This window comes from Collinsella aerofaciens (assembly GCF_039752775.1).
GTDB lineage: Bacteria > Actinomycetota > Coriobacteriia > Coriobacteriales > Coriobacteriaceae > Collinsella > Collinsella aerofaciens_R.
The window spans coordinates 113817-127994 of record NZ_JBDMGT010000002.1 but is presented as its reverse complement, the minus strand read 5'-3'; the positions used below and the strand labels follow the sequence as shown (position 1 = coordinate 127994).

Here is a 14178-nt window from a genome sequence, read left to right as displayed (position 1 = left end):
CCCGGCAAGATCTGCGTCTACGCCCGCAACACCGTCACCAACGACGTGCTGTACAAGGAGGGCCTGGACCTTCTCGTCGTGCCCTCCGCCGAGCTCTCCCGCGGCCGCGGCGGCCCGCGCTGCATGAGCATGCCCTTCTGGCGCGAGGACCTCTAAGTCTTTCCGTTTCCGGTGCGGTCCCCCTACAACCGCACCGGCTTCGCCCGTTAAACGGGCACCACTAATACTTACGTAATTCATTTCTTCGAAAGGAATCAAACCATGGGTGTTAACCTTTCCGGCCGTAGCTTCCTCAAGCTTCTCGACCTCACCACCGAGGAGATCGAGTACCTGCTCAAGCTCTCCAAGAACTTCAAGGATATGAAGCGCGCTGGCGTTCCGCACCGCTATCTCGAGGGCAAGAACATCGTTCTGCTCTTCCAGAAGACCTCTACTCGTACCCGCTGCGCCTTCGAGGTCGGCGGCATGGATCTGGGCATGGGCGTCACCTACCTCGATCCGGGTTCGTCGCAGATGGGCAAGAAGGAGTCCATCGAGGACACTGCCCGCGTTCTCGGCCGCATGTATGACGGCATCGAGTTCCGTGGCTTTGCCCAGGACGATGTCGAGGAGCTCGCTGCTAAGTCCGGCGTGCCCGTGTGGAACGGCCTGACCACTGAGTGGCATCCCACCCAGATGCTCGCCGACATCCTGACCGTCCAGGAGAACTTCAACTACGACATCAAGGGCAAGACCCTCGTCTTCATGGGCGACTGCAAGAACAACGTTGCTCGCTCCCTCATGGTTGTCTGCTCCAAGCTTGGCATGAACTTCGTGGCCTGCGGCCCCGAGGAGTGCATGCCCGCTGACGACGTCATCGAGGCCTGCAAGCCCATCGCCGAGGCCAACGGCTGCACCATCAAGCTGACCACCGACGTCAAGGACGGCGTCACCGGTGCCGACGTTATCTACACCGACGTGTGGGTCTCCATGGGCGAGCCTGACGAGGTCTGGGCCGAGCGCATCGCTCAGCTCACCCCGTATCGTGTCACCTCCGAGGTCATGGCTATGGCCAACCCGGGTGCCATCTTCCTGCACTGCCTGCCCAGCTTCCACGACACCAACACCACGATTGGCGCCGAGAAGTGCGAGCAGTTCGGCATCACCGAGCAGGAGGTCACCGACGAGGTCTTCGAGAGCCCCGCTTCCAAGGTCTTCGACGAGGCCGAGAACCGCATGCACACCATCAAGGCCGTCATGTACGCCACGCTCAAGTAAGTGCATCTAGCATCTCGCTCGGGGTGTATTGTTGAACACCCCGAGCGGCTTTATCTGGTAAAAATCTCGCATCGAGCGGCAGGCACGGCACGGAAGAGCCGCTTCGGGCGAGATCAGTAAATGATTTATGAAGGGGGGATGAGAACTATGACTGAGACCGCTAAGAAAAAGCGCGGTATGCCTTCATCGTTCACCATTCTTCTTGCTCTGCTGGCAATTGTTGCAGTGATTACCGTTATCGTCTCCGGCACGTCCGGCGGCGCGGTTACTGCCGCCCGTCTGAGCGATTTCTGCACCGCCCCGATTAAGGGCTTCGCTGACGCTCTGCCCGTCTGCCTCTTCGTTATGATCCTGGGCGGCTTCCTCGGCATGATGACCGAGACCGGCGCCCTGGACAACGGCATCGCCGTCCTGGTGCAGAAGCTTAAGGGCAACGAGATCATGCTCATTCCCGTGCTGATGCTCATCTTCTCCCTCGGTGGTACCACCTATGGTATGTGCGAGGAGACCGTTCCCTTCTACGCCCTGCTTGCCGCTACCATGATGGCCGCTGGCTTCGACCCGATGGTCGGTGCCGCCACCGTCCTGCTCGGCGCTGGCTGCGGCTGCCTGGGCTCCACGGTTAACCCGTTCGCCGTCGGCGCTGCCGTCGACGCTCTGACCGGCGTTGGCATTGAGGTCAACCAGTCCATCATCATCGGCCTCGGTGCCGTCCTGTGGATTGTTACCACTGCCATGTCCATCTTCTTCGTCATGAGCTATGCCAAGAAGGTCAAGGCTGACAAGGGTTCCACCATCCTGTCGATGCAGGAGCTCAAGGACGCTGAAGAGGCTCACGGCAAGGCTGCTTCCGAGGTTCACAATGAGGTCAAGCTCACCGGTCGTCAGAAGGGTGTTCTGATCGCCTTTGCCTTCACCTTCGTCGTCATGATCGTCGGCTTCATTCCGCTGGCCGACCTCAACGAGGGCGTCGCCAACTTCTTCGACGCTGGCGCTGTCTACGACGCCGACGGTAACGCCGTCGTCCAGGGCTGGTCTGCCCTGATCACCGGCCTGCCCATTGGTCAGTGGTACTTCGACGAGGCTTCCACCTGGTTCTTCCTCATGGCCGTCCTGATCGGTATCATCGGTGGCCTGTCCGAGAAGCAGATCGTTAACACCTTCATCACCGGCGCTGCCGACATGATGTCCGTTGTTCTCGTCATCGCCCTCGCCCGTGGTATCTCCGTCCTCATGGCTAACACCGGCCTCGACGTCTACGTCCTCGACGCTGCCGCCAATGCTCTGGCTGGCCTGTCCGGCGTGATCTTCGCTCCCATGAGCTTCCTGGTCTACTTCGGCCTGTCCTTCCTGATCCCCTCGACCTCTGGTATGGCTACCGTCTCCATGCCTATCATGGGACCGCTGGCTGTTAAGCTCGGCTTCTCGCCCGAGGTCATGGTCATGATCTTCTCCTCTGCCATCGGCGTTGTGAACCTGTTCACCCCGACCTCCGGCGCCATCATGGGCGGTCTCGCCCTGGCCAAGATCGAGTGGACGACCTGGCTCAAGTTTGCCCTTAAGCTCATCGTCGCTCTCTCCGTCGTCTGCGCCATCATCCTGACCGTCGCTTGCGTGATGCTCTAAGTACCCAACGGGTACCCCACGGAAACCTTGACGATCCTGTAAAGGATCACCTGGTCATCGTCTGTCCGGTGGGGTCAACCCACCGGTAGACTCCTACCTTTAGCCCCCTCCCGTTCCGTGCGCGGGAGGGGGCGCTCTCATGTTGCGCGGTTCTACGAACCGCGCAACCAGTCGACGCTGCGCACCGCCCAGAACGACAATTTGTCATTCAAAAGGCAAGGCATGACCAGAAGGTCTATGCCTTGCCTTTTTCATGCCAACTTGTACGTTCTGGACGTCGCTCGCTGACTTATGCTCAACCTGCGACGTTCCCCTTGTTGGTGCAGGGGGAAGCTTGCTCGCTCTGGTGCCCGTTCGCTGGCTTCAGCTCTGCCTGCGACGTTTTTGTTGTTGGTGCTGAGTGACTTGTTCCCCGTTCTAAACGAGCTGCCCCGGGTCCCCGGTGGTTGTGGTGAGCGTGTTTGGTTGGTGCCTGTTGATGGTCTGGGTATCGGGGAGGGCGGGCTCCGTTATAATCGCCTAGGACATTAAATGGAAACGGGACGGGAGCCACACATGCGCCAGGGTTTCGACAACGCGAAGTACATCGAGCTGCAGGCTGCTCACATTAAGGAGCGCATCTCGCAGTTTGGTGGCAAGCTCTATTTGGAGTTTGGCGGTAAGCTGTTCGATGACTATCATGCGAGCCGCGTGCTGCCGGGTTTTGAACCGGACAGCAAGTTCCGCATGCTCAAGAGCATCGCCGACGATGTCGAGGTTATCATCGCGATCAACGCGAACCACATCGAGAAAAACAAGGCTCGTGGTGACCTTGGCATTACCTATGACGAGGATGTGCTGCGCCTGGTTGACCTGTTCCGCGGCAACGGCTTTGCCGTCGCGGCTGTGGTCATCACCCAGTACGCCGGCCAGCCCGCTGCCGATGTATTCCGCAACCGCCTGAACGCGCTCGGTATCCCCGCCAAGCTGCACTATCCCATCGAGGGGTATCCGCACGACGTCGACCTGATCGTGTCCGACGACGGCTATGGCAAGAATGAGTTTGTCGAGACCACTCGTCCGCTCGTCGTGGTCACCGCTCCCGGCCCCGGCTCAGGCAAGCTCGCCACTTGCCTCTCGCAGCTCTATCACGAGCACAAGCACGGCACCGCCGCCGGCTACGCCAAGTTCGAGACTTTCCCGGTCTGGAATCTGCCCCTCACGCATCCGGTCAACATCGCCTATGAGGCAGCAACGGCCGATCTCGACGATGCCAATATCATCGACTCCTTCCACTTGGAGGCCTACAACAAGACCACGGTCAACTACAACCGCGACGTCGAGGCCTTCCCGGTGGTCCGTGCTCTGATGGAAAAGATCCTGGGCAAGAGCCCCTATCAGAGTCCTACGGACATGGGCGTCAATATGGTCGGCTTTGCCATCACCGATGACGATGCCTGCCGCGACGCTTCCAAGATGGAGATCGTCCGCCGCTACTTTACCGCGGTCGAAAATGTGCGCCGTACCGGCATGGGCGATGAGCAAGTCGACCGTCTCAAGATTATTATGAAGAAAGCCGGCATCGATAAGAACTACTCACCGGCGCGCTCGGCGGCCCTCACCAGGGAGCAGCTGACGGGTGGTCCCGTGGGTGCCATGGTCATGCCCGATGGCTCCGTGGTGACCGGTAAGACCTCCACGCGCCTGGGCGCCGCAAGTTCGCTCATTATGAACGCCCTCAAGCATGTCTCGGGCGTCGACCTTGAGCTCGAGGTCATTAGCGATGAGGCGATCGAGCCCATCAGCAAGCTCAAGACGCATTTCCTGGGCAGCAAAAACCCTCGCCTCCACACCGACGAGACGCTTATGGCGCTGTCGATCACCTCGGCCACGAGTGAGACGGCCACTCGCGTCCTTTCGGGCCTGGAGCAGCTGCGCGGTTGCGATGCCTTCTTTAGCGTGATTATCTCGCCGACGGACGAGACGGTACTGCGCAAACTGGGTATCAACGTGTGCTGCGAGCCCAAGTTTGAGCGCCGCGGTTTCTTCCACCGCTAAGTTTGAAGCACCGCGGTAATTGCATTGCATTTTGGCCGTATCGGGTTGGCGCCCGGTACGGCTTTTTGATCAATAAAGCGCCTATTTCGGCGAAAAATAGCCGTTTACCTGCCTAGAAACAATTTGAGCGGTATACAATAACCGTAACTGTTTCATCCTTAGCGGGATGCCGCATGATGGATATTACCTGCCATCGTGAGGTGTGTCGGTCGCGCACGGCGCGTTAGATGCTCGTGCTCGGTTTGAGGAGGCTGCTATGGCGGGCAAGGGTCGTGCGAGTGTCAACGATATGAAGCGTGTCGAGGTGCTGGTGTTGATGGAAATCGACCAGCAAACCGAAGACAATGGCGGGCCGTATGGTTTCTCGCGCAAAACGCTTGCCGAGCGCGTGGGGGTTTCGCCGTATCGTGCCCGCGCCGCAATCGATCGCTTGGATTCCGAAGGCATGATTGATGTCGTCTCGCGTTATAGCGACGACGGCGGTCAGCTTGCAAATGGCATTTGCCTCACCGAACGTGGCGAGTGGTATCTTGAGGGCGTCCGTACCGGCATGCTCGTTCAAGAAATGCTTGAGGACGAGGTTGCTGATCGATAGCAGCATGTAACCCTTGCCATAGCGACGCCGCCTGGGAAACCGGGCGGCGTTTTGTTTCAAGATTGAGAAATGCAATCGCACGCGAGAAAAATTGCGAACGGTCCGCGGCGCGAGTATTACAATGAAGACCCGTAAGATGTGGATAAACAACTTCTACGGGAAGCGCAGGTAACTCAATATGACCAAGCATGTGTTCGTAACCGGTGGCGTGGTTTCGTCCCTGGGCAAGGGTATCACCGCGGCCTCGCTGGGCCGTCTGCTCAAGTCGCGTGGCTACAAAGTAACGATGCAGAAGGCCGACCCGTATCTGAACGTCGACCCCGGTACCATGAGCCCGTTCCAGCATGGTGAGGTCTTCGTTACCGAGGATGGTTACGAGTCCGACCTGGACCTGGGTCATTACGAGCGCTTTATTGATGAGAACCTGACCCGCGATTCCAACTTTACGACCGGTGCCATCTACAAAAGCCTAATCGCCCGCGAGCGTCGCGGCGACTTTTTGGGCGGTACCGTGCAGGTGATTCCCCACGTCACCAATGCCATTAAGGACAAGTTCCGCCGCATCGAGGAGCAGACCGGCTCCGATGTAGTCATCACCGAGCTGGGCGGCACGATTGGCGACATCGAGTCCCAGCCGTTTGTCGAGGCCATCCGTCAGTACCGCAAGGAGGCCGGCCCCGAGAACGTCTGCTACATCCACGTGTCGCTCGTTCCCTATATCGCCGCCGCCCACGAGGTCAAGACCAAGCCCACACAGCATTCCGTCAAGGAGCTCCGCAGCTTTGGCATCCAGCCCGATATTATCGTGCTGCGCTCCGACCACCATATCGATGACGCTATCCGCGGAAAGATCGCAAGCTTCTGCGACGTCGACACCGATTGCGTCTTTACCAACGAGGACTGCGCGAGCATTTACGATGTTCCGCAGCTGCTTGCCGAGCAGGACTTTGACCTGCGCATTTGCGAGCGCCTGGGTCTGGACCCGCGTGAGCGCGACATGAGCGAGTGGAACGAGTTCCTGCGCAAACAGAATCACGCCAACCATCACGCCGACAAGGTGAAGATCGCCGTCGTGGGCAAGTACACGCAGCTGCCCGATGCGTACCTGTCGGTTATCGAGGCCCTGCACCATGCGGGCGTCTTCTACGATCGCCATGTGGACGTCCAGCTGGTCGACGGCGAGAGCCTCGACGAGCAGAATGTCTCCGAGGTTCTGGGCGACGCCTCGGGCATCCTGGTCCCCGGCGGCTTTGGCAAGCGCGCCCTGGAGGGCAAGATCCTCGCGGCCGAGTTTGCCCGTGAGCACAAGATTCCGTATCTGGGCATTTGCCTGGGTATGCAGGTGGCCGTGTGCGAATTTGCGCGCAATGTCGTCGGCCTTGCCGGCGCCAGCTCCTCTGAGTTCGATCCGGATGGCCCGTTTAGCGTCATCGATCTGATGAGCTCGCAGGAGGACGTGACCGAGAAGGGCGGCACCATGCGCCTGGGCGCCTATCCGTGCAAGCTCGCCGCCGATACCCTTGCTCGCGAGGCATATGGCGAGGAACTCGTCTACGAGCGTCACCGTCACCGCTTTGAGTTCAACAACGCCTTCCGCGACCAGCTCGAGGACGCCGGTTTGGTTATCTCGGGTCTGTCGCCTGACGAGCGCCTGGTCGAGATGGTCGAGCTGCCGCGCGACGTGCATCCGTGGTATGTGGCAACCCAGGCTCATCCCGAGTTCAAGAGCCGCCCGACCAACCCGCAGCCGCTGTTCCGCGAGTTCGTGCGCGCTTCGATCGGCCAGCACGAGGGTGTCGACCGTCTGCAGGTGACGCCCATGAACCTCGCTACGGACTAAGGGTGCCGGCGAATAAGGAACATACCGAAGCTACTCCCTCGTCGCTCGCCGTGGCGGCGGGGGAGTATCTCGATTACCTTGCGGTCGAGCGGGGTTTGGCGCGCAACACGATTGCGGCCTATCGTCGTGACCTGACGACGTACTGCGCCTATCTGGAGCGGGCGGGTATTGTGTCTTTTGAAGAGGTGACCCGTCAGGTCGTGGAGGGCTTTGTCGCCGACCGTCGCGATGGGGGCTATTCCGATGCCTCGGTGGAGCGTGCGCTTGCGGCCGTGAAGGGCCTGCATGCCTTTTTGGTGCGCGATGGGGCTGTGGCCCAAAATCCAACGGCGGCGTTGCGCCTGCCTAAAAAGGCTGAGCGTTTGCCGGAGTATCTATCGGTGGAGGATGTCTCGGCGCTGCTCGATCAAGACTTCCCCGAGGGCGAGATGGGCTTGCGCGACCATGCCATCTTGGAAGTGCTTTACGGATGCGGTTTGCGTGTGAGCGAGTTGGTGGGACTCGATGTGGGCGATATCCATATCGACGATGGCTTTGTGCTCGTTCGCGGTAAGGGCTCGAAGGAACGCCTGTCCCCGCTGGTGGGAAGCGCGGCGCGAGCTCTGACGCTTTATGTAACTGAGGGGCGTTCTCGCTTGGCGGCCCATGCCCGCGGAACCGAGACCTCGGCGGTCTTTTTAAATAAGAACGGCCGCCGTCTGTCGCGCCAGGGCATCCATGCCATCTGTGAGCGCTACGGGCGCCAGGTGGGACTGGTGGGGCTCCATCCCCATACGCTGCGTCACTCCTTTGCCACCCATATGCTTGCGGGCGGCGCAGACCTCCGTGTGCTACAGGAGATCTTGGGACATGCCGATATATCGACCACGCAGGTCTACACGCATGTCGATCGTACGCAACTGACCGAGGTCTATTTGGCGGCGCACCCGCTGGCACATCGTTAACACATCGCTGACCTGCATATTTATAGGTATTTGGGGACGGGCTCCAGATTGCCGCGGCGTGCTTTTGCGCGCGCATGGGCAATCTGGGGCCCGTCCCATTTTTCGCCACTTGGCGTCGCGGTGGTGGGCCGCACGGGCCTTGGGTGGGGGAGTTTGGGGGCGATGTGAACGGCATGTAAAGGGACGTAAAAATCGCCTCAAGGTCAACTTGAAGGTTGAGGTTCGCGGGTGTGGTTCTACAGGTGGCATCCCGCCGTTGCTGCAAACACAACATATTGTGTTTTCGAACATATGCTTGGGGGTGTTTTGCAATATATGGTGAGTGGAGTGGTGGGGCGGGGTGGGGGAAGGGGTGGGGAAAGGTGTTGAAAAATGGGGCGGTTCCCCATATTATTGATGACGTCGACAGGCGGGGTGGTTCCCCGCGTACGTGCCATCTGAGTAACCGAGGGGAGGGCGCACATGGGAATGACTGGTGCATACGAGCGCAATCTCGATGCAAAAGGTCGTCTGTCCCTGCCTGCACCCCTTCGCGAGGAGCTTGGAGAGCACGTTCGCGTGTTCAAAGCCCTGGATGTCGATGCTCTGTACGTGTTCTCTGCCGAGGCCTTCGATAAGTGGGTCGAAGGACTCTTCGCGGGTCGTGAGGGCCACGAGGGTTTTAACCCGCGTGACATTAATGACCAGAAGCTCATGAGGGCGATCAACAAGCGCACCACGTCGATGGACGTGGACAGCGCCGGTCGTATCGGTCTTTCCGAGTCTCTCCGCAAGCAGGCGAACCTCGACCGCGAGGTCACGGTTGTGGGCAACTACGACCACCTTGAGGTTTGGGATCGCGCCGCGGCCGATGAGGACGATGACGATGAGGCCCTGCTGGACCTCTTCTTCTCGTAAGGGCAAGGCACGGGTAACGGATGGAGCGTGGGATCTTGACACAAGAATATCGGCATGAACCTGTCATGCTCGGCGAAGTGCTTGAGTCGCTGCGGCTAAAGAGCGGCTCCGTTGTCTGCGATTGCACCCTTGGCGGTGCCGGCCATTCGGTAAAGATGGCCGCGCAGGTGGGGGAGACGGGCCTTTTGCTCGGCGTCGATCAGGACGACATGGCCCTCGAGGCCGCTGGCGCCCGTCTGGACCGCGAGGTTCCCGGCGTTCCGCACCGGCTGCTGAAGGGCAACTTCGGCGACTTGGACGAGCTGCTTTGCTCGGCCGAGGTGCCCGGGGTCGATGGCTTCCTGTTCGATTTGGGCGTTTCGTCGCCGCAACTCGATATCCCTGGCAGGGGCTTTTCGTATAACGAGGACGCCCCATTGGACATGCGGATGGATCCGGGTAATAACACCTTAAACGCAGCTGAGGTCATCAACACCTATAACGAACACGACCTCGCCCGGATTCTACGCGTCTACGGCGAAGAGAAGTTCGCCTCGCAGATCGCGCGCGAGATCGTGCGCCGCCGCGAGCAAGAACCGATCGAAACCACCGGCCAATTTGTCGAGATCATCAAGGCGGGTATCCCGGCTGCCGCTCGTCGGCATGGTGGACACCCGGCCAAGAAAAGTTTCCAGGCCATTCGCATCGAGGTCAATCACGAGCTCGATGTGCTCGAACGAGGGCTTGATGCCGCCACCAGGTGGCTCAACCCGGGCGGACGTATCTGCGTCATCTCGTATCACTCGCTCGAGGACCGTATCGTAAAGAACCACTTTAAGGAGATGAGCCAGGGGTGCACGTGTCCGCCGGAGATTCCGGTGTGCGTGTGCGGCAACGTGCCGATACTCAAGGTCATCACCCGCAAACCCCTGGTTGCCCAGCCTGATGAGGTTGAGCGCAACCCTCGGGCGAGATCAGCCAAAATCCGCGTGGCGCAGCGTCTGTAGGCGCGACCGCGCGATATTGGACCTCCCGCTCGCACCATAAACGAAGCTTAAACACACTACCAACGTACTCGGGATGGGAGGCGGCATATCATGGGCTACAACACTTCAAGCGCAGCACTCGCCTATGATATGAACGCCATGCCCGCCTATCGTGAGACGCCGCAGGCCCCCGTTGCTCCCCGTGAGCAGCGCACGCCGCGCTTTGATGTCTACACGGGCGCGGGCCGTCAGGCAAACCAGGCGGTAAGCCCGGTTTTCATGAGCGTTCTTAAAACGTTTTGCATCATTGCGGCTATCTTCATGACGATCGGCGTCGCCCGCGTGGCGCTCGCCGGCGTTACGGCCCAGGTGCTCAACAGCAACGCCGAGCTTACCAACACGCTCGAAAAGGCGACCGATGAGAGCTCCGACCTGGAGGTCATGCATTCGGTCTATGGCGCCGACACGCGCATTCGCGACCTTGCGGGCGCTTATGGCATGGTGGAGCCCAGCGAGAGCGTTACACTTGACTTTTCGCAGGATGCAGCCGCGGGCGCCAACGCGACCGCGACCGCTCAGTAGCAAGACGGTAGCTGAGTATGACAAATGACTATCGCCGCGGTTCCGATAGGGGCCGCGGTTCTGGACGTCCCTCGTCGCGGGGACGTTCTGGTTATCAAGGAACGGGTCGGCAATCTTACAACGCCGGGCGGTCCCGTGGCAACGACCCGGCGTCGCGACTTCGCGGCTCGGGCGGCCCTCAAGTGCATAACACCAGGTCGCGCAAGAGTTCGCCGACCGAATGGCTCACAGGCACGCCTCTGCCTCGCCGCAAAGCCGTCATGGGATTCATTGGGCTTGGCTTGGGCTTGGGCGTCTTTCGCCTTGCCGACTATCAGGTTGTCGAAGCCGATAAACTGCGCGAGCGTGCCGATGCGCGCCGCCTGCTTGCGCAGACCCTCTATGCCAAACGCGGCACCATCTACGACCGCAACGGCAACGTGTTGGCGTCGTCGGTCGAATGTCGCAACATCGCCGTGAACCCGCAGCTTGTCGAGGACGTTGACAAGACGGTGTCGGCGCTGGTCAAGGCAACTGGAATCGATAAAAAGACCTGCCGCAAGCTCGTTGAGTCCGATGGAACCTGGGTGTATATCAAGCGCCAGGTGGACGAAGACGATGCTGCGACGCTGGAGAAGAAGAACCTGCCCGGTGTGCTTTTTGAGCAGGCCATGAAGCGCGTATATCCATACGGCAATCTGGCATCGCAGGTGCTGGGTGTAGTGAATGTGGACAACGATGGCTTGACGGGTCTCGAAAAGCAATACAACAAGCTTCTGACCGGCACGAACGGTTCTCTCGTACGCGAGCGCGCGAGGGACGGCAGCTATATCGCGGGCGGTGCCTATAAAAAGGTGGCTGCGGTCGACGGCGTTGATATCGTGACGACGCTCGACGTCAATATCCAGCGTGCGGCCGAGGATGCCCTGGCAGAGGCAGTTGAGAAGACTAAGGCCAAGAACGGCTCGGCGCTGGTCACCGATCCTACGACAGGCGAGATTTTGGCAGCCTGCTCGTACCCGACCTACGACCAGACCGATCTGGAGAATGCCAAGACCGAGGATATGAATCTGCGCCTGGTCACCGACGCCTACGAGCCCGGCTCGGTCTTTAAGACGCTCGTGGCGGGCGCCGGCTTCGACTTGGGCGTCGTGCGATCGAGTACGTCGTTTGAGGTGCCGGCGAGCATCAAGGTGGGCGACGATACCGTCACCGATGCCGACAAGCGCGACTATGCCATGACCATGGATGTGCGCGAGATGATGCGCCGTTCGTCCAACGTGGGCTTTGTCCTGGTGGGGCGCAAGATCGGTGCCGACGACTTTGCCACCTATGTGGACAAGTGGGGCATCGGTCACAGCTCGGGTGTCGATTTTCCGGGAGAGAGCCTGGGTATCGTCAAGGAGCGTGACCAGTATGACGGCGCCACGCTGGGCTCGATGAGCTTTGGACAGGCACTGTCCGTCTCGCCGATTGAGATCGCACGTGCCGTGGGCGGCATCGCCAACGGCGGCGTGATGATGACACCGCACTTCTATAAGTCCAGCAAAGGCGACGAGAAGGACTGGGGTGAAGGCGAGCGCGCGATTTCGGAGGACGCCGCATCCCAGGTGACATCGTGCATGCAGACGGTCGTGTCCGAGGGAACGGGCGTTGGCGGCGCGGTTGACGGCTATGACGTGGCGGGTAAGACCGGTACGGCCGAACGTGCCGACGAGAACGGCGGCTACCTCAAGGAGAACTACATGTCGTCCTTTATGGGCTTTGCACCGGCACAATCGCCCAAGGTGCTGTGCTATATCACGCTCGACGGAACGCCGAGCGGCTCAGATGCCGCTGCGGTGCCGTTCCAGTCCATTATGGCCAACGCGCTCGACGTGCTGGGTATCCCGCACACGAAGTAGGGGGTTACAATCTTTGGGGCGTTGTTTGTTGTCCCATATGAGGGTGTTCACATGCCCTGCACCACGCATGTGCGGCGCTGGGATACAATACGCCGATAGCATTATTAGGTTTACAGGGGAGCTGCAATGATAGAGATCGCCGTCAACAACCTCGCGGCCGCAACAGGGGCCCGAACCGTGACGGGAGAAGCCGATCGGGTATGCCGCGGGTGCGTTATCGACTCGCGCCAGGTCGAGGAAGGGACGATTTTCGTCGCCTTTCCCGGTGAAAACGTCGACGGCAATGATTTTGCTTCCCGTGCCGTCCAGTCGGGTGCCGGCGCCGTCGTGATGACGCGTGAGCCCGAGGCTGAGCTGGTCTCGCTGGCGCAGGACAAGGGGTGCGCCATCCTGCTGACCGATGATCCCGAGGAGTTTCTGCTGCGTTTGGCGCACACGTATCGCCTGGAGCTTGGCTGCCTGGTCGTTGGCATTACCGGTTCCATCGGCAAGACGACGACCAAGGACGTGCTCGCCGCCGTGCTCGCCAAGCGCTATCGTGTCTGGGCCACCAAGGGCAATTTCAATAACCTGATCGGCATGCCGCTCACGGTGCTTTCCGCTCCGGCCGATACCGAGGTCCTGGTGCTCGAGATGGGCATGAACCATTTCCACGAGATTGAGCGCCTGTCCCAGTCCGCCAATCCCAACCTTGCCATCGTAAGCAAGATCGGCACCTCTCACATCGGCATTTTGGGCAGCCGCGAGAACATCGCCCGCGCTAAGGCCGAGATTGTCCAGGGTATGTGCGCCGCCGGCGACTTCTTGCCGCTGCTGGTTTTGGGCGGTGAGGACGACTTTACGCCGTTCATTCGCGATACGTTCGCCCAGCCTGCTGGTATCGATGTGATGCTGGCCGGCGTCTCGGACGATGATGAGGTCCGTGCCCGCGACGTTCGAGTTGATGACGAGGGCCGTCCGGTCTTTACGCTCGATTTTGGTCAGGGCGAGACAATCGATACCATGCTTGCCATCCCCGGCGTGCAGTCCGTCCCAAATGCCGTTAAGGCCGCCGCGGTTGCCTATCGCCTGGGCGTGACGCCCGAGCAGATCGATGCTGCCTTTAGGGGCCTCACGATTACCGGTCATCGCCAGGAGATCAAGCGCGCCAAGAGCGGTGCCCGCGTCATCGACGATTCCTATAACGCCAGCGCCGAATCCATGGCTGCTGGCCTCGATCTACTGTGCTCGCTTTCGTGCACGGGGTCTCGCATGGCGATCTTGGGCGAGATGGGCGAGATGGGCGATGAGGCCCCTCGCATGCATGAACTCGTGGGCGCCTATGCCGCCGCCAAGAAGCTCGACATGCTGGCGTGCGTGGGTGGTGAGCTGGCCCAGCTTATGGCCGATGCCGCGCGCATGATGGGCATGGACGAGGACCGCATCCAGGTGTTCTCCGATTATCAGCAGGTGCTCGACCGCATGGGCGGCGCGCTTGAAAAACATGATGTTGTACTGGTCAAGGGTTCCCGCTTTGTTGAGCTCGACCGCTTTGTGGAAGGTGTGTGCTAGC

12 protein-coding genes are annotated in these 14178 nt (G+C 60.2%); all 12 read left to right on the top strand.

The genetic code is table 11. The features are described 5' to 3' along the window. Positions 1–156 (top strand): arginine deiminase family protein (locus tag ABHR63_RS01400; protein ID WP_346964926.1); only part of this gene is annotated, 156 nt, incomplete at its 5' end. 105 nt (positions 157–261) lie between these two features. Then, positions 262–1257: an ornithine carbamoyltransferase gene (argF, locus tag ABHR63_RS01395; RefSeq protein ID WP_006234279.1), complete on the top strand. Its 996-nt coding sequence runs from the start codon at positions 262–264 to the stop codon at positions 1255–1257. A 138-nt stretch (positions 1258–1395) separates the two neighbouring features. Then, positions 1396–2883, top strand: coding sequence for a YfcC family protein (locus tag ABHR63_RS01390; protein ID WP_369831688.1), 1488 nt, complete (start codon positions 1396–1398; stop codon positions 2881–2883). 555 nt (positions 2884–3438) lie between these two features. After that, complete coding sequence (locus tag ABHR63_RS01385) at positions 3439–4920, top strand: DUF1846 domain-containing protein (protein WP_346964899.1); 1482 nt, start codon at positions 3439–3441, stop codon at positions 4918–4920. A gap of 256 nt (positions 4921–5176) precedes the next feature. Continuing rightward, the gene (locus ABHR63_RS01380; protein ID WP_040358312.1) at positions 5177–5515 is read left to right on the top strand and encodes a helix-turn-helix domain-containing protein; all 339 of its coding nucleotides are present in this window, start codon (positions 5177–5179) and stop codon (positions 5513–5515) included. Positions 5516–5693: 178 nt separating this feature from the next. Next, complete coding sequence (gene pyrG, locus ABHR63_RS01375) at positions 5694–7355, top strand: CTP synthase (protein WP_055286060.1); 1662 nt, start codon at positions 5694–5696, stop codon at positions 7353–7355. 2 nt (positions 7356–7357) lie between these two features. Beyond that, entirely contained in the window at positions 7358–8299 is a 942-nt protein-coding gene (gene xerD, locus ABHR63_RS01370; protein WP_171025140.1) for a site-specific tyrosine recombinase XerD, read from the top strand. A gap of 462 nt (positions 8300–8761) precedes the next feature. Continuing rightward, a complete protein-coding gene (locus ABHR63_RS01365) occupies positions 8762–9196 on the top strand; it encodes a division/cell wall cluster transcriptional repressor MraZ (protein ID WP_006234269.1) in 435 nt (144 codons plus the stop codon). A 20-nt stretch (positions 9197–9216) separates the two neighbouring features. After that, complete coding sequence (gene rsmH / locus ABHR63_RS01360) at positions 9217–10182, top strand: 16S rRNA (cytosine(1402)-N(4))-methyltransferase RsmH (protein ID WP_082421863.1); 966 nt, start codon at positions 9217–9219, stop codon at positions 10180–10182. A gap of 90 nt (positions 10183–10272) precedes the next feature. Continuing rightward, on the top strand, positions 10273–10743 hold the full coding sequence (locus ABHR63_RS01355; RefSeq protein ID WP_022094483.1) for a hypothetical protein: 471 nt from the start codon (positions 10273–10275) through the stop codon (positions 10741–10743). Between the two features lie 260 nt (positions 10744–11003). Then, positions 11004–12626 (top strand): peptidoglycan D,D-transpeptidase FtsI family protein, encoded by a 1623-nt coding sequence (locus ABHR63_RS01350; protein WP_346965854.1) that lies wholly within the window; start codon positions 11004–11006, stop codon positions 12624–12626. A 126-nt stretch (positions 12627–12752) separates the two neighbouring features. Further along, positions 12753–14177, top strand: a complete 1425-nt coding sequence (locus ABHR63_RS01345) for a UDP-N-acetylmuramoyl-tripeptide--D-alanyl-D-alanine ligase (RefSeq protein ID WP_161144737.1) — start codon at positions 12753–12755, stop codon at positions 14175–14177. Position 14178: the final 1 nt, after the last annotated feature.